This window comes from Pseudomonas sp. PvP089 (assembly GCF_017875165.1).
Classification (GTDB): domain Bacteria; phylum Pseudomonadota; class Gammaproteobacteria; order Pseudomonadales; family Pseudomonadaceae; genus Aquipseudomonas; species Aquipseudomonas fortuita.
The window spans coordinates 5862393-5883555 of record NZ_JAGGME010000001.1 but is presented as its reverse complement, the minus strand read 5'-3'; the positions used below and the strand labels follow the sequence as shown (position 1 = coordinate 5883555).

Sequence of the window (21163 nt, the reverse complement as noted above, 5' to 3'; positions counted from 1 at the left end):
GGCCTCACGCGCCAGATGAGGTCGGCGTTTGTGCGGGAACTTTCCGGCTCAGCAAGGCGAGGAGCTGGGTTTTTTCCTCGCTGGTCAATTCACTTTGACGTGATTTCCTGAGCAGTTGTTCCAGGCTGCGCTCGCGTTGGCGGGCGGACAAGCTAGTTATAGTGTCGAAAAACTGTTGTTCAAGGTTGTCGGCCACGATCAGCCATTCCTTTTCCGCCAGGGCCCGCAGCAGGCGGCCCTGTTCGGTGCCATGCCAACGTGCAATCAGCTGCATTGAGCTTAGCCCAGGATTTTTCTGTGCGGCTTCGATCAATGCCACCAACAGCTGGCTGTACAGGTGTTCTTCGTCGGCAAAGTGGCTGGCATCTTCGACCTTTCCGGCCAGCAACGGGTGGTGCAGCAGGGTGCGCAGGGCCGCCAGGGTAGGTGGTTCGACCGGTGCTGGCACGCGCGGTGGCGCTTCGTCACGTTGCTGCCAGGGCTTGCCGCCCTTGCGGTTCTTGTCCCAGGGTTTGTCGCTCCACTGCTTTTTACCGCCGCCCTTGTTCGGCTTCCATGCCGGTTCCTGCTGAGCGGGGGCGAAGTCGTGCTGCGGCGGCATGTCGCCGAAATCAGGGGTGTAGCTGGCCATGGCATCGTAGTCGTAGCCAGGGTCGTAGTCCGGCACGCTACTGGCTGGCGGAGCTTGTTGCGCCAGTTGCTCGACCTGTTGTGGGTCCAGGCCGGTGATTTCTTTCAGGCGGTTGCGCATCAGTTGGCGCAGGTTGGCCCCGGGGATCTTTTCGATCAACGGTGCGGCCAGGGTCGCCATGTGCGCCTTGCCTTCCAGTGATCGCGGGTCGGCTTCAGCGCCCAGTTGCTCGAAGAAGTAATCGGCCAGCGGCTGGGCGTGCTGGTTGATGCGGGCCTTGAAGGCATCGGTGCCTTCGGCACGCACCAGGCTGTCTGGGTCTTCGCCCTCGGGCAGGAACAGGAAGCGCGCGCGGCGGCCGTCCTGCAGGTTCGACAGGGTTGACTCCAACGCACGCCAGGCGGCCTTGCGCCCGGCCTGGTCGCCGTCGAAGCAGAACAGCACGCTGGGCACTACCCGGAACAAACGCTTGAGGTGCTCTTCGCTGGTGGCGGTGCCAAGGGTGGCCACGGCGTTGCGCAGGCCCTGCTGAGCCAGCGCGATGACGTCCATGTAGCCCTCGACGACGATGATTTCGTCGAGGTTGCGGTTGTGCTTGCGCGCCTCGTACAGCCCGTACAGTTCCTGGCCCTTGTGGAACACCGGGGTTTCCGGGGAGTTCAGGTACTTGGGTTTGTCGTCGCCCAGTACCCGGCCGCCGAAGGCGATGATGCGCCCGCGGCTATCACGGATGGGGAACATTACCCGGTCGCGGAAGCGGTCGTAGCGCTTGCCGCTTTCGGCGTTCTCGATCAGCAGGCCGGCATCGATCATCACCTTTTGCTGCAGGGTGTCGGCCCCCAGGTGCTTGAGCAGGTTGTCCCAGCCGGGCGGTGCGAAACCCAGGCAGAAATCGCGGGCGATCTCTCCGGACAGGCCGCGGCCTTTGAGGTAGTCCACTGCGGCCTTGCGGGTCGGGTGGCTGCGCAGGGCCTGGCGATAGAACTCCGAGGCGGCGTCCAGCAGCGGGTACAGTGGCGAGTCGGTTGGCTGGCGAGGCTTCTGGTCGCGGCGCCCTTGCTCGCGGGGCACTTCCATGCCTGCGGCGCGGGCCAGTTCTTCGACAGCCTGGGGGAAGTCCAGGTTGTCGTGGTCCATGACGAAGCCCAGGGCGTTGCCGCCGGCGCCGCAGCCGAAGCAGTAGTAGAACTGCTTGTCGGGGCTGACCGTGAAGGAAGGGGTCTTCTCCTTGTGGAACGGGCAGCAGGCGGAGTAGTTTTTGCCGGTTTTTTTCAGCTGGACGCGCGAACTCACCACGTCGACGATGTCGAGGCGGTTGATCAGGTCGTCAATGAAGCTCTGGGGAATCAGCCCGGCCATGGCAGTCTCGTCATCTGGCAACTGGCAAGTCTAATCGCTCACGCGCCGAATAGGGCGAGTGCTGATTGGGGAAGTGTGAGGGAGTGTGTGCTCGTCGCCAGCCCCTAAGGGCCCGTCAGTCGGACGTGCACGTCTGGTCATACAACAAGAAAGACCAGCTCTGACGTTTCAGGCAGGTTGCCCCGTATGCAGTTCGCATGAGCTTGTGCAGGGCCTTGAGCTAGCTGCTCAAGTTTGAAGCGACCGCTGCCATCGCCCGGTGGTTAACCGGGCAGGGCAGAAGCTTTGCGTAGAACGCCTGTATTAGTACAGACGAACGGCGCGGCGCTGTTCGCGCTGAACTTTCTTGGCGTGACGCTTAACAGCAGCAGCTGCTTTGCGCTTACGCTCTGCGGTCGGCTTCTCGTAAAACTCGCGGCTACGAACTTCAGCCAGTACACCGGCTTTTTCGCAGGAGCGCTTGAAACGACGCAGAGCTACGTCGAAGGGTTCGTTCTCTTTAACTTTGACGGCTGGCATCCAGGGCTACCTTAATTCATTACCGGGGTAGACGTGCTCCTGGCAAAACAAAGGTGTGCTGGAGAACGTCGGTTTTCAAGGGTTGCGGATGTTAACCCTTAGCAAGCCGGAATGCAAAGCCTCTGATCGAAAACCGCTGGTCGGCGTCCGACACGGGGACTATCATGCGCGCCTTCGAATTCAGCCCCCACAAGGGACGAGCCCATGCTAGTACTGGGATTGGAAACATCCTGCGACGAAACTGGCGTCGCATTATACGACAGCGAGCGCGGCCTGCTGGCCGACGCACTGTTCAGCCAGATTGACCTGCACCGCGTGTTTGGCGGTGTGGTGCCCGAACTGGCCTCGCGTGACCACGTAAAGCGCATGTTGCCGCTTATCCGCCAGGTGCTGGAGGAGGCGGGTTGCGTCGCCACCGAGATCGACGCCATCGCCTACACCGCGGGTCCTGGCCTGGTCGGGGCATTGCTGGTGGGCGCCTCGTGCGCCCAGGCGCTGGCCTTTGCGTGGGACATTCCGGCGATTGGCGTGCACCACATGGAAGGTCACTTGCTGGCGCCCATGCTGGAACAAAACCCACCTGAGTTTCCGTTCGTCGCTTTGTTGGTTTCGGGCGGCCACACCCAGCTGGTACGCGTCGATGGCATCGGCCAGTACGAGCTGCTGGGCGAGAGCCTGGACGATGCCGCCGGCGAGGCGTTCGACAAGACCGCCAAGCTGATCGGCCTTAACTACCCCGGCGGCCCGGAAATCGCGCGCCTGGCCGAGCAGGGCGTACCTGGGCGCTTCGTGTTCCCGCGGCCGATGACTGACCGCCCGGGGCTGGAATTCAGCTTCAGCGGCCTCAAGACCTTTGCCCTCAACACCTGGCAGCAATGCAAGAATGCTGGCGACGACAGTGAGCAAACCCGTTGCGACCTGTCCCTGGCATTCCAGCAGGCGGTGGTGGAGACTTTGACCATCAAGTGCAAGCGGGCGCTCAAGCAGACTGGCCTCAAACGCCTGGTCATCGCGGGTGGCGTGAGTGCCAACAAGGCCTTGCGTGCGTCGCTCGAGGACATGCTCGGCAGCATCAAGGGCAACGTGTACTACGCGCGCCCGCAGTTCTGTACCGACAACGGCGCGATGATCGCTTACGCCGGTTGCCAGCGCCTGCTGGCCGGGCAGCAGCAGGACCTGGCGATCAGCGTGCAGGCACGCTGGCCGATGGAGCAGTTACCGCCGCTGTAGTGTTTGATGGCGAACGATCAGAAGTGCCGTTCGCGCCCCGCGAACAGGTCGCGCAGGTTTTTGCGGTGGCGCCATACGATCAACACGGTCAGCACGGTGATCGGCAGCAAGGCTTCGGGCTCGCGCCAGGCCAGCAATGGCAAGGTCAATGGCGTGGCAATCAGCGCCGCCAGCGAGCTGGTACGGGTGAGGTAGAAGGTCAGCAGCCAGGCGCCGATCGCCAGCAGCGCGGCCGGAAAATACAGGCCCATGAGCATGCCGGCAGCCGTCGCCACGCCCTTGCCGCCCTGGAAACGGAAGTACAGGGGGAACAGGTGGCCCAGTACCGCGCATACGCCCACCCAGGCCTGCGCGTGCAGGTCCAGCCCGGCAAGGCGGGCGAGCAATACCGGCAAAAGGCCCTTGCACAGGTCGCCAAGCAGGGTCAGGATCGCCATTTTGCGGCCCGCCAGGCGTAGCATGTTGGTGGCGCCGGCATTGCCTGAGCCGCTGGAACGCGGGTCCGGGCTGCCCGAAAGGCGGCTGAGGAGAATGGCGAAGGACAGCGAGCCGAGCAGGTAGGCGAGCAACGCCAGTAACCAAAACATGCTAACTATTCCGGGCGAGGACGCCCTGATTCTAACGGCGCCAGTCGCCCTTGTCGTGCTGTGGAGAGAAGTGCTTGGACAGAGTGTTCATCGAAGGCCTGGAAGTCGATACCGTCATCGGTGCCTATGACTGGGAGCGGGATATTCGCCAGTGCTTGCGCCTGGACCTGAGCTTTGCCTGGGACAACCGCCCGGCCGCAGCGGGTGATGAGCTGAGCCTGGCGCTGGACTATGCCAGTGTGTCGGCGCGCATCCAGGCGTTTGCCGAGCAGGCGCGTTTCGAGTTGGTGGAAACCTTTGCCGAGCGCCTGGTGGCAACGCTCATGGAAGAATTCCATATCCCTTGGGTGCGGCTGAAGCTGACCAAGCCGGGTGCGGTACCAGCGGCCCGTGGCGGTGTTGGCGTGGAGATCGAGCGCGGATGTCTCTGAGCACGGTTTACCTGGGCCTTGGCAGCAACATCGACCGTGAGGCGCATTTGTGCGCCGGGCTCGATGCGTTGACGGGCATCCTCACAGACATGCGCTGCTCGCCGGTGTTCGAAAGCCAGGCGGTGGGGATCAAGAGCGGGCCGTTCATCAATTTCGTGGTGACCGGGCAAACCGCGCTGCCGCTGATCGAACTGGACCGTCGATTGAAGTTCATCGAGGCCGAGAATGGCCGTTACGCGCCGGACCGCAAAGGGCTGCCGCTGGATATCGACGTGCTGATGTATGACGATCTGCACGGCACGTTCGATGGGCTGGTGTTGCCTCGGGCCGAGATCCTGAAGAACGCTTTTGTGCTGTGGCCGCTGTCGTTACTGGCCCCTCAGCTGATGCATCCGGGCGCGGGCAAGACCATGGCCCGGTTGTGGCAAGAGGCACAGATTGACCAGGTACTGGCCCCGGTCGCCTTCGAGTGGCGCGGTTTGCAGCTGACCCCCGCTTAAGCCAGTTTCGGCCCTTTCGCGGCTAAAGCCGCGAAAGGGCCGGGAAGGTCAGACGAGTTGGTAAGCCTCAAGCGCTTTCAGCCGCTCGGCTTTGAGCGCTTCGCCCAGGGCCTGGCCAGTCAGCCCGGCCTGTACCAGTGGTTTCACATCCACCGCTCGCGCCGCCGCTGCTGCGCCTCGCAGGTAATCGGCCTGTGGATAACCTTGCTCGCCATCGCCCAGCGCCGCCATCTCGCAGACCACCACAAAGTCCTCGAACCGCTGCGGCTTCCTGTAAACATCGAACTTCTGCAACAGTTCCAGCAGTGCCGTGGCAGGCAGCTCCAACGCCTGATTCGCCTGCGCCAGGCATTCGCCTGTCAGCAGGGCCAGTTCCTGGCACTCACGCGGTGCCTTCAGACGCTGGTTGACGGCTTTTATCGAGGCCGGTGCCAGCCCGCGCAACAGGCAGGCCCAGCGCACGTGCAGGGGCTGTTCATGCGCCGCTGCCTGCTCCAGCGCCGCCAAGGCCTGTGCATCGTCAACAAGCTCAGGCAGCATGGCCGGCAGGGCGTCGCAATCGCGCAGCACCTGGAAGAAAACCTGGGGTTTTGCCTCCATCAGCGCCCGCTCGATCTCCTTCCAGCTGCGCTCGGCAGTCAGCGCCTGCAGTTCGCCAGAGGCACTGATCTGGCGCATCAGTGCAAGCGTTTCTTCGGCAACCCGGAAACCCAGCGGTGCATACCGGGCAGCAAAGCGCGCAACGCGCAGAACGCGCAAGGGATCTTCGGCGAATGCCGGAGAAACGTGGCGTAAAATTCGATTTTCCAGATCGTCTTTGCCATGGTGGGGGTCGTACACCGTCCCCGCTTCGTCCTCGGCCATCGCGTTGATGGTCAAATCACGGCGGATCAGGTCTTCTTCCAGGGTGACGTCAGGGCTGGCGTGAAAAGTGAACCCGCCATAACCGCGCCCGCTCTTGCGCTCGGTACGGGCCAGGGCATATTCCTCGCCGGTTTTCGGGTGCAGGAACACCGGAAAGTCGGCGCCTACCGGCCTATAGCCTTTGGCGTGCATTTCTTCGACGGTGGCGCCTACCACCAGCCAGTCGATATCGCTGACGGGGCGGCCGAGCAGGCGGTCGCGCACGGCGCCGCCGACTTTGTAGATGTGCATGTGCAACTCTCCATAACGGCCGACAGGATAACCCGTCGGCCGTTATGGCGGTGCACTAGAGATGGTGAATGACTGCCAGGTCCATGCGCCCGTAGTCCGCGCTTTCGCCATGCTCGCCACGGGGTGGCATGTGGTGGGTTTTCATCACATGCTCGCCCTGCACGGTCTCCAGGTGGATATCGAAGCCCCACAGGCGATGCAGGTGCTTGAGCACTTCCTCGGTAGAGTCGCCCAGCGGTTTGCGGTTGTGTTGCTGGTGGCGCAGGGTCAGCGAGCGGTCACCGCGACGGTCGACGCTCCAGATCTGCACGTTCGGTTCACGGTTGCCCAGGTTGTACTGCGCGGCCAGCAGCTCACGAATCACCCGATAGCCGGCTTCATCGTGAATGGCTGGCACCAGCAGGTCGTCGCGCTGGTCGTCATCAAGGATGCTGAACAGCTTGAGGTCGCGCATCACCTTGGGTGACAGGTACTGCAGGATGAAGCTCTCGTCCTTGAAACTGCTCATGGCGAACTTGATGGTAGAAAGCCAATCACTGCCTGCAATGTCGGGGAACCAGTGGCGATCTTCCTCGGTCGGGTTCTCGCACATGCGGCGGATGTCGGTGTACATCGCAAAGCCCAGCGCGTAGGGGTTGATGCCGCTGTAATAGGGGCTGTCGAAGCCGGGCTGGAATACCACGCTGGTGTGCGACTGCAAGAACTCCATCATGAAGCCTTCGGTGATCAGCCCTTCGTCGTACAGGTCGTTCATCAGCGTGTAGTGCCAGAAGGTTGCCCAACCTTCGTTCATTACCTGGGTCTGGCGCTGCGGGTAGAAGTACTGGGCGATCTTGCGCACGATGCGCACCACCTCACGCTGCCAGGGTTCGAGTAGCGGGGCGTTCTTCTCGATGAAATAGAGGATGTTTTCCTGTGGTTCGGCGGGGAAGCGCGCATCATCGCGTTCATTACCCCGCTCGGCGCTTTTCGGGATGGTGCGCCACAGGTCGTTGATCTGGCGCTGCAGGTGCTCCTCGCGTTCTTTCTGTCGGCGCCGTTCCTCTTCTGCGGAGATAGGGTAGGGCCGCTTGTAGCGGTCCACGCCATAGTTCATCAGGGCATGGCAGGAGTCGATCAGGTCTTCCACAGCGTCGATGCCGTGGCGCTCTTCGCACTGGGCGATGTACTGCTTGGCAAACACCAGGTAGTCGATGATCGAGCTGGCGTCGGTCCAGGTGCGGAACAGGTAGTTGCCTTTGAAAAAGCTGTTGTGGCCGTAGCAGGCGTGGGCAATCACCAGTGCCTGCATGCACATGGTGTTTTCTTCCATCAGGTACGCGATGCACGGGTCGGAGTTGATCACGATCTCGTAGGCAAGGCCCATCTGGCCGCGGCTGTAGGACTTCTCTGTGCTGAGGAACTGCTTGCCGTAGGACCAGTGGTGGTAACCCAGCGGCATCCCGACCGAGGCATAGGCGTCCATCATCTGCTCGGCCGTGATGACCTCGATCTGGTTGGGGTAAGTGTCCAGGGCGTAACGCTCGGCCAGGCGGCTGATTTCCCGGTCGTAGGTCTGGATCAGCTCGAACGTCCACTCGGACCCGGTGGAAATGGGTTGGCGTCTCTGTGCTCTGGCGGTCATGTGGCTAACCTGCGCTGAAAGAGTTCACGGAAGACCGGGTAGATGTCGCCGGCCGATACCAACTGCTGCTGGGCGAACGTGTCGGGGAATGCTTCGCCGATGCGCTCGTATTCATACCACAGCGCCTGGTGCTCACGGGGAGTGATCTCGACGTAAGTGTAGTACTGCACGTGCGGCATGATCTGCTTGGAGAGGATGTCGCGGCAGATTGGCGAGTCGTCATTCCAGTTGTCGCCGTCCGACGCTTGGGCGGCGTAGATGTTCCAGTCGCTGGCCGGGTAGCGTTCGGCCATGATCTCCTGCATCAGCTTGAGCGCGCTGGAGACGATGGTGCCGCCGGTTTCCCGTGAGTAGAAGAACTCTTCCTCGTCGACTTCCCGGGCGCTGGTGTGGTGGCGGATGAACACCACTTCGATGCGGTCGTAGTTACGCTTGAGGAACAGGTACAGGAGGATGAAGAAGCGCTTGGCGATGTCCTTGGTGGCCTGGGTCATGGAGCCGGAGACGTCCATCAGGCAGAACATCACCGCCTTGGAACTGGGGTTGGGCTGCTTGACCAGCAGGTTGTATTTGAGATCGAAGGTGTCGAGGAAGGGCAGGCGGTTAATGCGTGCCTTCAGGCGCTCGATTTCCTGTTCGATTTCCTGGATATCGGTGAAGTTGTCCGGCTCCTCGACCCGCAGGCGGTCGAGTTCCTTTTGTGCTTCGCGCAGCAGTGCGCGGCTGCTGCCGGTCAGGGCAATACGCCGGGCATGCGCCGAGCGCAGGGTGCGCACGATGTTGATGCGTGACGGATTGCCCTCGTTGGCTATACCTGCGCGTACGGTCTTGAAGGTGTCGGTGCCGGTCAGGTGACGTTTGACCAGGTTGGGCAGTTCGAGATCCTCGAACATGAACTCGAGAAACTCTTCCTGGGTGATCTGGAAGACGAAGTCATCCATGCCGTCGCCGGAGTTGCCCGCCTTGCCGCGGCCGCCGCCACCCCCGCCGCCACCTTGGGGCCTGGGGATATGTTCGCCGGCAGTGAATTCCTTGTTGCCGGGGTGCACAACGGTCTGTTTACCCCCACGACCGTGGTGGAGCACGGGTTCGTCGATGTCGCGGCCCGGAATGCTGATCTGCTCGCCATGTTCCATGTCCATGATGGAACGGCGGCTTACCGCCTCTTCGACGGCTTTCTTGATGTGTTCACGGTACCGCCGCAGGAAGCGCTGGCGGTTGACCGTGCTCTTGTTCTTGCCGTTCAGGCGTCGGTCTATAACGTAGCTCATGGTCCCTCCGGTGACTGGATGCAGCTGCAAGCCACGAGCTTCAAGCTGCAAGAAAGAGCAGCCACCGCGGCTGCAAGCTGTGGCGTAGACAGAAGCGCCGACGCCGGGCAGCTTGCAGCTTGCGGCTAGAAGCTTGCCGCTTTATTGCGATTTCCTGACCCGCAGGTACCATTCCGACAGCAGGCGAACCTGTTTGTCGGTGTAGCCACGCTCCACCATGCGCGTGACGAAGTCGTTGTGTTTCTGTTGGTCTTCCTTGCTGGCCTTGGCGTTGAAGCTGATGACCGGCAGCAGGTCTTCGGTGTTGGAGAACATTTTCTTCTCGATCACCACCCGCAGCTTTTCATAGCTCAGCCAGCTCGGGTTCTTCCCGTTGTTGTTGGCACGGGCACGCAGCACGAAGTTGACGATTTCGTTGCGGAAATCTTTCGGGTTGCTGATACCGGCCGGTTTCTCGATTTTCTCCAGCTCTTCATTGAGGGCGATGCGGTTGAGGATTTCGCCGGTCTCCGGATCGCGGTACTCCTGGTCCTGGATCCAGAAGTCGGCGTACAGCACGTAGCGGTCGAAAATGTTCTGGCCGTATTCGCTGTAGGACTCCAGGTAGGCGGTCTGGATTTCCTTGCCGATAAATTCGATATAGCGCGGTGCCAGGTACTCCTTCAGGTAGCGCAGGTAGCGTTCGCGCACTTCGGCAGGGAACTGTTCCTGTTCGATCTGCTGTTCAAGCACATACAGCAGGTGAACCGGGTTGGCCGCAATTTCGTGTGGGTCGAAGTTGAAGACTTTGGAAAGGATCTTGAAGGCGAAGCGGGTCGACAGGCCGTTCATGCCCTCGTCGACGCCTGCCGAGTCCCGGTACTCCTGGATCGACTTGGCCTTGGGGTCGGTGTCCTTGAGGTTCTCGCCGTCGTAGACGCGCATCTTCGAGTAGATGTTGGAGTTCTCTGGCTCCTTGAGGCGCGAAAGTACCGTGAACTGGGCGAGCATCTTGAGGGTGTCTGGCGCGCAATGGGCCTTGGCCAGCGAGCTGTTGATCAGCAACTTGTCGTAGATCTTGATCTCATCGCTGACGCGCAGGCAGTACGGCACCTTGACGATGTAGATCCGGTCGATGAACGCCTCGTTGTTCTTGTTGTTGCGGAAGGTGTGCCACTCCGATTCGTTGGAGTGGGCCAACAGGATGCCGGTGTACGGAATGGCACCCAGCCCCTCGGTACTGTTGTAGTTACCTTCCTGGGTGGCCGTGAGCAGTGGGTGCAGGACCTTGATCGGGGCCTTGAACATCTCGACGAATTCCATCAGGCCCTGGTTGGCCCGGCACAGCGCGCCCGAATAGCTGTAGGCATCGGCGTCGTTCTGCGGGAATTCCTCAAGCTTGCGAATATCGACCTTGCCGACCAGGGCGGAAATGTCCTGGTTGTTCTCGTCGCCCGGCTCGGTCTTGGCGATGGCGATCTGGTTGAGGATCGATGGGTACAGCTTGACCACTTTGAACTTGCTGATGTCGCCGCCGAACTCCTGCAGGCGTTTGGTGGCCCAGGGCGACATGATGGTGTTCAGGTAGCGCCGCGAGATGCCGTACTCTTCCTCGAGGATGGCCCCGTCTTCGGTAGCGTTGAACAGCCCCAGGGGCGACTCGAATACCGGCGAGCCCTTGATGGCATAGAACGGTACCTTTTCCATCAGCTGCTTGAGTTTTTCGGCCAGCGACGATTTACCGCCGCCCACCGGGCCCAGCAGATAGAGGATTTGTTTCTTTTCTTCCAGGCCTTGGGCGGCGTGGCGGAAATAAGACACGATCTGGTCGATGCACTCTTCCATGCCATGGAAGTCGGCAAAGGCCGGATAGCGGCGGATAACCTTGTTGGAGAAGATGCGCGACAGCCTGGAGTTGGTAGAGGTGTCGATCAGCTCTGGCTCACCGATGGCCAGCAACAGCCGTTCGGCCGCCGATGCGTAGGCACTGCGATCCTCTTTGCACAGCTCGAGGTACTCCTGCAGCGAGAGTTCTTCCTGGCGCGTGGACTCGAAACGTTGTTGGAAGTGGCTAAAAATACTCATGACGTCACCTCGCTCGATACGTGGAGACGACGCCGGATCAGTCAGCTGATGCTGGCATGCAACCGGTTTTGCCGGCTGCTGTATACCCCCCAGAACACCCTGTAACGCTACCGATGACCCGCACGCCGGTGTACCGGCTCTCCCCTTTTTCTGGATGGCCTGCGCTTAAGAATAGTTGGTTATCGGCAAGTTCAAGGGGGAGGGGCGGAGAAGTTGCGAACTACCGTTCGTCAGATAAGCCGCAAGCCCGCACAGGGCGCGGGCTGCAGTAGAAATGAAAATTTTTATTCGACGGTGCCTTGGGCGGTCTCGGCCGGGTAGGTGGCGCGCCACAGTTCAAAGCCGCCGTCCACGCTGTACACGTCGGAAAAGCCCTGGCCGACCAGGTAGGCGGCAGCGCTCTGGCTGGAATTGCCGTGATAGCAGACCACCAGGGTAGGTGCATCGAGGTCGGCGTTGCGGATGAAATCGGCAACCGAATGGTTATCCAGGTGCCGGGCACCGGTGATATGACCGGCGGCGAAGGCTTGGGAGTCGCGAATGTCGACGACGACCGCACCTTCTTGCTTGCGAAGCTCCAAGGCCTGCTCGGGAGGGATGCGCTTGAATTCGCTCATGGGTACTACTTCCTTCAGGTGTGGTCGTTGAGTGTAGTGGGTTGTGCCGGCTGGCGCAGGGTGCCGTCGTCGGCGCAGTCACAACGGTGGTATTGGCCGCTGTCGACGTTGTACAGGGTCATGGCGCCGCCCCACACGCAGCCGGTGTCCAGGGCGATGACGCCTGGCTCGTTGACCCGGCCTTCGAGGGCAGCCCAGTGGCCGAAAATGATCTTCACATGCCGCGAGCGGCGGTCCTTGTGGGCAAACCAGGGCTTGTAGCCCTTGGGCGCGGTGCCCAGGCCTTCCTTGCTCTTGAGGTCAAGTTTCCCCTCGGCGGTGCAGAAGCGCATGCGTGTGAAGTAATTGGTAATGACCCGCAGGCGTTCGATGCCGGAGAGGTTCTTGCTCCACTTGTTCGGCTCGTTGCCGTACATGCCGTCGAGGTATAGCTTCAGGCGGCCGTCGTCGCGCAATACTTCTTCCACCTCAGCCGCAAGACCAAGGGCCTGGCCGAGCGTCCACTGCGGCGGGATGCCGGCGTGCGACATGGCGATACCCCTTGCCTCGTCGTAATGCAGCAGTTTTTGCTGGCGCAGCCAGTGGAACAGCTGGTCGGCATCCGGTGCTTCGATGATCTCGCGCAGCGTGTCGCTTTTCCTCAGGCGCTCGACGTTGTACCAGGCGGCCAGCAGGTGCAGGTCATGGTTGCCGAGCACGCACACCAGCGACTGGCGTATCGAATACAGAAAACGCAGGGTTTCCAGTGAATCGGGGCCGCGGTTGACCAGGTCACCGACCAGCCACAGGCGGTCAACGGCCGGGTTGAAACTGACACGTTCCAGCAGGCACTTGAGGGGCTGCAGGCAGCCCTGCAGATCACCGACGGCGTAGGTTGCCATCAGTGCAGCGCCCCGGGCACTGCGAGGCGGAAGGGGGCGATCTCGGCGTCGAAGCGCTTACCGTCTTCGGCGAACATCTGATAACTGCCTTGCATGGTGCCCACCCGGGTGGTGATCACCGCACCGCTGCTGTAAGTATGGCTCTGGCCCGGGTCGATGTTGGGCTGTTGGCCCACCACGCCTGAACCCCGTACTTCCTCGACCTCGCCGTCACCATTGGTGATCAGCCAGTGGCGTGACAGCAGCTTGGCTTTCAGCGAGCCTTTGTTCTGGACGGTGATGGTGTAGGCGAAAGCGAAACGACTGTTTTCCGGGTCGGATTGTTCTTTCAGGTAGCGAGTCACGACGTTGACGTCGATTTGATAGCGGGGGTCGGACATGCAAGGGCCTTGGGCGAGCTGACGCAATAATGCAGTCTAGGCCATTGGGAGGGGGGAGGGCCAGCGGTGTGGGGCTTGTGGTCTTTGTTGTCAGCGCCGGCCTCTTCGCGGGTGAACCCGCTCCCACAGGAATTGCACAGTATTCGAAGGCTGTGGCGTACCTGTGGGAGCGGGTTTACCCGCGAAGAGGCCGGTACAAGCGATATCAGGCTTGCTGATCAGCCAACTGGTCAGCCAGGCGCACAAAGGCCGCCAGGTCCAGTTGTTCGGGACGCAAGCTGCCATCCACGCCGGCTGCCTCGATGGCCGCGCTGTCGAGCAGGCCTTTGAGGGTGTTGCGCAGTGTCTTGCGACGCTGGTTGAACGCTTCGCGAACGACGCGCTCCAGCAGCAGGTGGTCCTTGGCCGGGAACGGCAGCACCTCGTGCGGCACCAGGCGCACGATGGCCGAGTCCACTTTTGGCGGCGGGTTGAAGGCACCAGGGCCCACGTTGAACAGGTGCTCGACGCGGCAGTGGTACTGCACCATGATCGACAAGCGCCCCCAGTCACCACCGCCTGGGCCTGCGGCCATGCGCTCGACCACTTCCTTTTGCAGCATGAAGTGCATGTCGCGGATCAGCCCGGCATGGCTGAGCAGGTGGAAGATCAGTGGGGTGGAAATGTTGTAGGGCAGGTTGCCAACCACCTTGAGGCTGCGCGGCGGTACGCCCAACTGGTTGAAGTCGAACTTCAGGGCGTCGCCCTGGTGCAGGCGGAAGTTAGTGCGGCCAGCGAACTTGTGCTGCAGGATCGGCACCAGGTCCTTGTCCAGCTCCACCACGTCCAGTTGTGCACCGCTGCCCAGCAGGCCTTCGGTCAGGGCGCCCTGGCCTGGGCCGATTTCCAGCAGGTGTTCGCCAGCCTTGGCATTGATGGCACGCAGGATGCGGTCGATGATGCCGGCGTCGTGCAGGAAGTTCTGGCCGAAGCGCTTGCGCGCCCGGTGTTGGTATTGCTCGTTCATGGTCGGTTCTCGGCCATCTGGTAGGCGGTGTCCAGCGCGACGCGCAGGCTGCCGGTGTCGACGTTGCCGGTGCCGGCGAGGTCCAGGGCGGTGCCGTGGTCGACCGACGTACGGATGATCGGCAGGCCCAGGGTCACGTTGACTGCAGCGCCGAAGCCTTTGTACTTGAGTACAGGCAGGCCTTGGTCGTGGTACATCGCCAGCACCGCGTCGCAGTGCTCCAGATATTTGGGGGTAAACAGGGTATCGGCCGGCAGCGGCCCGCGCAGGTCCATGCCTTCGGTGCGCAGGCGGGCCAGGGTCGGCTCGATGATGTCGATTTCCTCGCGGCCCAGGTGGCCGCCCTCGCCCGCGTGCGGGTTAAGGCCACACACCAGTATGCGCGGGTTGGCAATGCCGAACTTGTCGCGCATGTCGGCATGCAGGATACGGGTTACACGTTCGACGCGCTCGGCAGTGATGGCGTCGGCAATATCACGCAGCGGCAGGTGGGTGGTCACCAGGGCCACGCGCAGGCCGCGGGTGGCCAGCATCATTACCACCTGCGCGGTGTGGGTCAGCTCGGCAAGGAATTCGGTATGCCCTGAGAAGGCAATACCGCTTTCGTTTATCACGCCCTTGTGCACAGGGGCGGTGATCATCCCGGCAAAATGCCCATCCAGGCAGCCTTGCCCGGCGCGGGACAGGGTTTCCAGCACGAACGCCGCGTTGGCTTTGTCGAGCTGGCCTGGCACCACCGGGGCGGCGAGAGGGGTATCCCACACGTACAGGCTGCCCGCCGGTGCCGGTCGGTCGGGCCATTGGCCCGGGACGACTGGCAGCAGGCTGACAGCCAGCCCCAGCTGCGTGGCCCGCTCGGCGAGCAGGTCACGGCTGGTGATGGCGATCAGGGGGTGGGGCTGGGCGTCTGCGGCAAGCAGCAGGCACAGGTCAGGGCCTATGCCGGCCGGCTCGCCGGGGGTGACGGCGAAGCGCAGGGGCTTCACTGGGCGGCCTGGTCAGCGCCAGGCAGCTTGATTTCAACGTAGGCTTCGTCGCGAATCTGGCGCAGCCAGGTTTGCAGCTCTTCGTCGTACTTGCGGTTGCGCAGGACGCTCTGGGCCTGTTGCTCACGTGCCTGTTCGGTGCTGTCGGTGGCGCGGCGGCCCAGCACTTCCAGAACGTGCCAGCCGTACTGGGTCTTGAACGGTTTGGTGACTACGCCTTGCTGGGCGTTGGCCATCTGTTCGCGGAATTCCGGTACCAGGCTGTTCGGGTCTACCCAGTTGAGGTCGCCGCCGTTGAGCGCCGAACCCGGGTCTTCCGAGAAGCTTTTCGCCAGCTCGCCGAAGTCTTCGCCGTTCTTGATGCGGTCGTACAGGCGCTCGGCCAGTTGCTCGGTGGCCGCTTCGCTGCGGATTTCGCTTGGCTTGATCAGAATGTGGCGTACATGCACTTCGTCACGCAGCACGTTCTCGCTCCCGCCGCGCTTCTCCTCGAGCTTGAGGATGATGAAGCCGTTAGGGATGCGAATAGGCTGGGTAATTTCACCGACCGGCATGCTGCTGAGCATCTTGGCGAAGTCGGGTGGCAGCTGGCCGGCTTTACGCCAGCCCATCTCGCCGCCTTCCAGGGCGTTTTCGCTGGCGGAGTTGGCAATCGCCATCTGGCCGAAGTCGGCGCCCTGGCGCAGCTGCTGGTACACGTCACCCACCTTGCGCGCTGCCTTCTGGATATCATCCGAGCTGGCGGCTTCCGGGGTCGGGATGAGGATGTTGGCCAGGCGGTACTCTTCCGACATCTGCATCTTGCCCATGTCGGAATTGAGGAAGTTTTTCACTTCCTGCTCCGACACCTGAATGCGTTCGGCCACACGGCGCTGACGCACGCGGCTGATGATCATCTCGCGCTTGACCTGCTCGCGAGCGTCATCGAACGACAGGCCGTCACGGGCCAGGGCGGCGCGGAACTGGTCCAGCGACATGCCATTGCGCTGGGCAATGGTGCTGATGGCCTGGTTCAGCTCTTCGTCGGTAATGCGGATGCCAGAGCGCTCGCCGATCTGCAGCTGCAGGTTTTCGACGATCAGGCGTTCCAGTACCTGCTGTTCAAGGGCGCTGGTCGGCGGCACGCCGCCGCCGCGCTTGGCGATGGTTTGCTGTACCTCATGGACGCGTTGGTCCAGCTGGCTTTGCATGACCACGTCGTTGTCGACGATGGCCACCACGCGATCAAGAGGTTGTACCGCGGCATGCACCGCGCCACTCAGCAAAGCGGCGCCCAGCAACACTGGGCGCAGACGATCAATAAGCTTGGTCTTCACGTTCACGGTAACCTTGAATGCCTTGGTCGAGGAAAGATTCGACCTTGTTGCCCACTACGCCACCGAGGCCTTTCAGAACGATCTGAAGGAAGATGCCGTGGTCGCCTTTTTCGTTCTGCGGAAGCGCCTGGCTGAAGTCGTCGTAATCGATCCAGTAACGGTTGATCAGGCGCAGCTTCCAGCAGCAGTTGTCGTACTCGAAACCACCCATGGCTTCCAGGGTACGGTTGCGGTTGTAGTCATGCTGCCAGCGGGCGATGACGCTCCACTGCGGAACGATCGGCCAGATGACCGAGAAGTCATGCTGCTGGATCTTGTAGTAGTCCTTGATGTAGTTCGGATCGCCCGGGGTGCCGTAGTCACCGCCACCCACTTTCCAGGTACCTGTGGTCGAGTCGAAGGCAATGGTGTCATTACGGTAGCGATAGCCGAGGTTGACCACCTTGTTCGGGTTGTCTTCAGGCTGGTAGTGGAACATCGCGCTGCCCGAGCGGGTGCTGCGGCTGTCCGGGTCCCAGTTGAAGTCCGAATTGAAGCGCCAGTCGCGGTTGAAGTAGTAGTTGTACACCAGTGCATACGGCGACACGTCAGACTGCGAATCTTTGCGGGTGCGGTAGTCGATCCCAGGCAACTGGACCTTGCGGTCCTTGAAGTAGTAAGCCTGGCCAATGCTGAAGTTCTGGCGCTCGAAGCCGTTGTCTTCGATCCAGCGGGTGGTCACACCCAGCGACAGCTTGTTCTCGTCGCCGATGCGGTCGGTGCCACTGAAGCGGTTGTCCCGGAACAGCGAGTCGTAGCTGAACAGGGTTTCGCCCGTATCGAACAGCGGAATGTCCTTCTGGTCCTTGTACGGGACGTTGAGGTAGTACAGGCGCGGCTCGAGGGTCTGCTTGTAATTGGTACCGAACAGCGACGTGTTGCGGTCGAAGTACAGTCCGCTGTCCACGCTAAAGATCGGTACATCGCGATTCACGGAGCTGTCATAGCTGCCGTAGGCGCTTGGGTTCGCGTTCTGCAAGGCGATTGCATCTGCTTTGCCTTTGCTGTCCAGGTCGAGGTCGTACTGGGTATAGGCATACTTCAGCTTGGGTGTGATGAAACCGTAGCTGGCTGTCATCGGGTAGCTGATGGACGGCGCGACGTTCAGACGTGTTCCGTTGGCACGTTCAATACCCTGGATGTTTTCGTCAAGCCGGCGACCGGCTGCCCCGGCAGAGAAATCCGGGTTGCCATCTTTGTCTCGAACGAAGTCATTCTTCAAGTCACGTTCGAAGCGTGCCGCCTCGGTTTCATAAGCAAAGTTCAACCCACCCGGCTGATAGGGCAGTACACCATTGAAGGTAATCTGCGGCAGGCGATCATAAGGCGTGATCTGCGAAATGGTCGCCGCCTCGTAGGCGTGCACGTTCAACCGCGCGGTGTAGCTGTCGCCGCGGTAGGTCAACGCACCTTGCTGGTCAAGGAAGTCCTTGCTTTCAACGCCGATCTGGTCGGATTCCAGGTCCTGGAAGTAGAACGGGTCGCTGATGTCGGTGTAGTTCACCTCGGTCATCAGGCGCTCGTCCAAACCGCCTTTGTGCTGCCAGTTGACCATCCAGCGCTGTTCTTTGTAGTCAGTCTGGTCTTTGCGGTCGTCGTCTTTGTCGTTCAGGTAGGCGCCGCCGAACTGGCCTTCGCTCGAAGGTGTCAGGTAGCGGAACTCGCCTTCCATCAGCAAGCCGCGTTTGGTCATGTAACGCGGGTACAACGTGGCGTCGTAGTTGGGCGCCAGGTTGAAATAGTACGGCGTGACCAGCATGAAGCCGGTGTCGCTGCTGCTGCTGAACGATGGCGGCAAGAAGCCGGACTGGCGACGGTCGTCGATCGGGAAGTAGATGTACGGTGTGTAGAACACCGGGAAATCCTTGACCCGCAGCGTAACGTTGGTCGCGGTACCGAAACCGGTGGCCGGGTTCAGGGTGATGTTGTTGCCCTTCAGCTGCCAGGCGTTGCTGCCCGGTTCGCAGGTGGTGTATGTACCGTCCTTGAGGCGGATGATGGCGTTTTCACCACGCTTGGCATACAGCGCACTGCCGCGGATGTGCGACTTGTGCATCACGTATTCGGCGTTGTCGACCTGGGCTTCGCCGGTGTCGAGCTGGATCTGTGCCTGGTCACCGACCACCAGCGAACCGTTGTCACGAATCTTGACGTTACCCTTGAGCTCGCCACGGTTTTCGGTCTGGTAGAGGTTTGCCTCGTCGGCTTCGGCCTGCATGCTGCCCTGGCGCATCACCACGTCACCGGCGAGGGTAGCAATCTGCTGCTCCTGCTGGTACTTGGACACCTTGGCGTTGATGTAGGTCGGCGACTCGTCCTTCGGCGTGGTATCAGCCATGCCCGGGCGGGTTGGCTCGACATACGCGCCACCGCAGTACGGGCCGGTTTCGGCCAGCTGCGCGGCGGTGAGCTTTTCACGCGGTACCCAGTCCAGGTGGCTGTAGTCTTCGCTGCGCGACTTCAGGCCGCGGCCTTTGGCCTCGGTGACCAGCATTGGCCGGTCTGCGGTGTCGGCTTCGCTCGCGGCTTCTGTGCCGGAGCTGACGGCCGCACCTTCGTGCACCGGGCGCGGTGGCAGGTTGTTGACTGGCGCTTTGGGCTTGCAGTCCCAACCACCGGAGGCGGACACTTGGCAGTCGAATTGTTCGGCTGCCACTGCATATGAGGTGGCCAGAGGTTGCAGGGCCAGCAGACCGCCGGTTACCAGCAACGGAAACTTTCTACGAAACGCGGGGGATTTCAATGCCATCTTATTAGTCCGGGCTTCCTGCGTGCCATCTGCCCGCGTGTGGGGCCGCACGCCTCTCGATGGTCTGAAAAAGATGCTGGATAATAAAGCATGACCCGCTTGACGGCTAGGGCCGTCGGAGACCCTTGTAATGCCTGAACACGATGTACGCCTGCAACAACTAACGGTCTGGCTCGATGAGCAGCTCAATGATCTTTTCCGGAACAACGCCTGGGGCGAAGTGCCTGCAGGCAGCCTGACCGCCGCCAGCAGTGACGCCAGCTTCCGCCGCTACTTCCGTTGGCAGGGCGCGGGCCATAGCTTCGTGGTCATGGATGCACCCCCGCCGCAGGAAAACTGCCGACCGTTCGTCGCCATCGATCACCTGCTGGCCACCGCTGGTGTACATGTGCCGCTGATCCATGCCCAGGACCTGGAGCGCGGCTTCCTGCTGCTTGGCGATCTGGGTACCGAGACATACCTCGACATTATCAATGCCGACAACGCCGACGGATTGTTCGCCGATGCCATCGAGGCTTTGCTTGCCTTCCAGCGCCTGCCAATGGGCGCGCCGCTGCCCAGCTACGACGATGCCCTGCTGCGCCGTGAAGTCGAGCTGTTCCCCGAGTGGTACGTGGGGCGGGAGCTTGGCGTAGCTTTGAGCGAAGCACAGAAAGCCACCTGGCAGCGCGTCAGCCAGTTGCTGATCGACAGCGCCCTGGCCCAGCCCCAAGTGCTGGTGCACCGCGACTACATGCCGCGCAACCTGATGCAAAGCACCCCTAACCCCGGTGTACTGGACTTCCAGGACGCGGTGTACGGCCCCGTCACCTACGACATCACCTGCCTGTTCAAGGACGCCTTCCTCAGCTGGCCGCAAGCACGGGTCGAAGGCTGGCTGCGAGACTACTGGCAGCGGGCGAAGGCAGCCGGCATACCGGTGCAGGGTGACTTTGAAGCATTCCAGCGTGCCAGCGACCTGATGGGGGTGCAGCGCCACCTGAAGGTCATCGGCATTTTCGCCCGCATTTGCCACCGTGATGGCAAGCCACGCTACCTGGGCGACGTGCCGCGTTTCTTCGCCTATATAGAAGAAGTGATCGGCCGCCGGCCCGAATTGGCGGAGCTGGGTGAGCTGATTGCCGAGTTGCAGGCCGGAGCTCGTGCATGAAGGCAATGATCCTGGCAGCGGGCAAAGGCGAGCGCATGCGCCCGTTGACCCTGCATACCCCCAAACCGCTGATCCCGGTCGCCGGCCAGCCGCTGATCGAGTACCACCTGCACGCCCTGGCCGCGGCGGGCGTTACCGAGGTGGTGATCAACCATGCCTGGCTCGGCCAGCAGATCGAAGACCACCTGGGCGATGGCAGCCGCTTCGGGTTGAGTGTCCGTTATTCACCCGAGGGCGAGCCGCTGGAAACCGGTGGCGGCATCTTCAAGGCCTTGCCATTGCTGGGTGACGCGCCGTTCCTGCTGGTTAACGGCGATGTCTGGAGCGACTACGACTTCAAAGGCCTGCAGGCCCCCTTGCGAGGCCTTGCTCACCTGGTACTGGTCGACAACCCTGGCCATCACGGGCGCGGTGACTTCTGCCTGGTAGGCGAGCAGGTCGTCGATGGTGATGCCGCATCGGGCACGCTGACCTTCAGTGGCCTTTCGGTGCTGCACCCGGCGCTGTTCGACGGTTGTCGGCCGGGTGCCTTCAAGCTGGCGCCGCTGCTGCGTCAGGCCATGGCGCAGGGCAAGGTCACTGGCGAGCACTACCGTGGACACTGGGTAGATGTTGGCACGCCTGAGCGCCTGGCCGAGGCTGAGCGTTTGATTGGCGAGCGCGCCTGA

The 21163-nt window shown here is 61.7% G+C and carries 19 protein-coding genes; 5 read left to right on the top strand and 14 right to left on the bottom strand.

Annotated features, from left to right (window positions below):
- Nucleotides 1-4: 4 nt before the first annotated feature.
- The gene (dnaG, locus tag J3A71_RS26915) at nucleotides 5-1990 is read right to left on the bottom strand and encodes a DNA primase (protein WP_016484600.1); all 1986 of its coding nucleotides are present in this window, start codon (nucleotides 1988-1990) and stop codon (nucleotides 5-7) included.
- Between the two features lie 303 nt (nucleotides 1991-2293).
- Nucleotides 2294-2509, bottom strand: coding sequence for a 30S ribosomal protein S21 (gene rpsU / locus J3A71_RS26910; protein ID WP_003255575.1), 216 nt, complete (start codon nucleotides 2507-2509; stop codon nucleotides 2294-2296).
- Between the two features lie 204 nt (nucleotides 2510-2713).
- Here rpsU and tsaD point away from each other — a divergent pair, with 204 nt between their 5' ends.
- On the top strand, nucleotides 2714-3739 hold the full coding sequence (gene tsaD / locus J3A71_RS26905; RefSeq protein WP_016484601.1) for a tRNA (adenosine(37)-N6)-threonylcarbamoyltransferase complex transferase subunit TsaD: 1026 nt from the start codon (nucleotides 2714-2716) through the stop codon (nucleotides 3737-3739).
- Between the two features lie 17 nt (nucleotides 3740-3756).
- On the opposite strand, the gene plsY is transcribed toward tsaD, so the two are convergent.
- On the bottom strand, nucleotides 3757-4326 hold the full coding sequence (gene plsY / locus J3A71_RS26900) for a glycerol-3-phosphate 1-O-acyltransferase PlsY (protein WP_016484602.1): 570 nt from the start codon (nucleotides 4324-4326) through the stop codon (nucleotides 3757-3759).
- Between the two features lie 74 nt (nucleotides 4327-4400).
- Between plsY and folB the strand changes: the two genes are divergently transcribed.
- Both folB and folK read left to right on the top strand, forming a co-directional pair.
- The gene (gene folB, locus J3A71_RS26895; protein WP_016484603.1) at nucleotides 4401-4757 is read left to right on the top strand and encodes a dihydroneopterin aldolase; all 357 of its coding nucleotides are present in this window, start codon (nucleotides 4401-4403) and stop codon (nucleotides 4755-4757) included.
- Entirely contained in the window at nucleotides 4748-5257 is a 510-nt protein-coding gene (gene folK / locus J3A71_RS26890; protein WP_023048250.1) for a 2-amino-4-hydroxy-6-hydroxymethyldihydropteridine diphosphokinase, read from the top strand. The genes folB and folK overlap by 10 nt, the downstream gene beginning before the upstream one ends.
- Before the next feature lie 48 nt (nucleotides 5258-5305).
- Here folK and J3A71_RS26885 read toward each other — a convergent pair whose 3' ends face one another.
- From J3A71_RS26885 to J3A71_RS26835, 11 genes are all read right to left on the bottom strand, one after another.
- A complete protein-coding gene (locus J3A71_RS26885) occupies nucleotides 5306-6412 on the bottom strand; it encodes a multifunctional CCA addition/repair protein (protein WP_096425493.1) in 1107 nt (368 codons plus the stop codon).
- Between the two features lie 55 nt (nucleotides 6413-6467).
- Complete coding sequence (locus J3A71_RS26880) at nucleotides 6468-8036, bottom strand: SpoVR family protein (RefSeq protein ID WP_096425494.1); 1569 nt, start codon at nucleotides 8034-8036, stop codon at nucleotides 6468-6470.
- Entirely contained in the window at nucleotides 8033-9307 is a 1275-nt protein-coding gene (locus J3A71_RS26875; RefSeq protein ID WP_016484607.1) for a YeaH/YhbH family protein, read from the bottom strand. Before J3A71_RS26875 ends, J3A71_RS26880 begins: the two co-directional genes overlap by 4 nt.
- Nucleotides 9308-9448: 141 nt before the next feature.
- Nucleotides 9449-11371 (bottom strand): PrkA family serine protein kinase, encoded by a 1923-nt coding sequence (locus J3A71_RS26870; RefSeq protein ID WP_016484608.1) that lies wholly within the window; start codon nucleotides 11369-11371, stop codon nucleotides 9449-9451.
- 284 nt (nucleotides 11372-11655) lie between these two features.
- On the bottom strand, nucleotides 11656-11988 hold the full coding sequence (glpE, locus tag J3A71_RS26865; protein WP_096425495.1) for a thiosulfate sulfurtransferase GlpE: 333 nt from the start codon (nucleotides 11986-11988) through the stop codon (nucleotides 11656-11658).
- Between the two features lie 14 nt (nucleotides 11989-12002).
- Nucleotides 12003-12869: a symmetrical bis(5'-nucleosyl)-tetraphosphatase gene (locus J3A71_RS26860; protein ID WP_096425496.1), complete on the bottom strand. Its 867-nt coding sequence runs from the start codon at nucleotides 12867-12869 to the stop codon at nucleotides 12003-12005.
- The gene (gene apaG, locus J3A71_RS26855; protein ID WP_016484611.1) at nucleotides 12869-13249 is read right to left on the bottom strand and encodes a Co2+/Mg2+ efflux protein ApaG; all 381 of its coding nucleotides are present in this window, start codon (nucleotides 13247-13249) and stop codon (nucleotides 12869-12871) included. The genes J3A71_RS26860 and apaG overlap by 1 nt, the downstream gene beginning before the upstream one ends.
- A gap of 205 nt (nucleotides 13250-13454) precedes the next feature.
- A complete protein-coding gene (gene rsmA, locus J3A71_RS26850) occupies nucleotides 13455-14255 on the bottom strand; it encodes a 16S rRNA (adenine(1518)-N(6)/adenine(1519)-N(6))-dimethyltransferase RsmA (protein WP_016484612.1) in 801 nt (266 codons plus the stop codon).
- Nucleotides 14252-15241, bottom strand: a complete 990-nt coding sequence (pdxA, locus tag J3A71_RS26845; RefSeq protein ID WP_096425497.1) for a 4-hydroxythreonine-4-phosphate dehydrogenase PdxA — start codon at nucleotides 15239-15241, stop codon at nucleotides 14252-14254. Before pdxA ends, rsmA begins: the two co-directional genes overlap by 4 nt.
- Nucleotides 15238-16557, bottom strand: a complete 1320-nt coding sequence (gene surA / locus J3A71_RS26840; RefSeq protein WP_033731906.1) for a peptidylprolyl isomerase SurA — start codon at nucleotides 16555-16557, stop codon at nucleotides 15238-15240. Before surA ends, pdxA begins: the two co-directional genes overlap by 4 nt.
- The gene (locus J3A71_RS26835) at nucleotides 16538-19345 is read right to left on the bottom strand and encodes an LPS-assembly protein LptD (RefSeq protein ID WP_024717956.1); all 2808 of its coding nucleotides are present in this window, start codon (nucleotides 19343-19345) and stop codon (nucleotides 16538-16540) included. Before J3A71_RS26835 ends, surA begins: the two co-directional genes overlap by 20 nt.
- A gap of 130 nt (nucleotides 19346-19475) precedes the next feature.
- Here J3A71_RS26835 and J3A71_RS26830 point away from each other — a divergent pair, with 130 nt between their 5' ends.
- Together J3A71_RS26830 and murU are read left to right on the top strand one after the other, a co-directional pair.
- On the top strand, nucleotides 19476-20495 hold the full coding sequence (locus J3A71_RS26830) for a phosphotransferase (RefSeq protein ID WP_016484616.1): 1020 nt from the start codon (nucleotides 19476-19478) through the stop codon (nucleotides 20493-20495).
- Nucleotides 20492-21163, top strand: coding sequence for an N-acetylmuramate alpha-1-phosphate uridylyltransferase MurU (gene murU, locus J3A71_RS26825; RefSeq protein WP_016484617.1), 672 nt, complete (start codon nucleotides 20492-20494; stop codon nucleotides 21161-21163). Before J3A71_RS26830 ends, murU begins: the two co-directional genes overlap by 4 nt.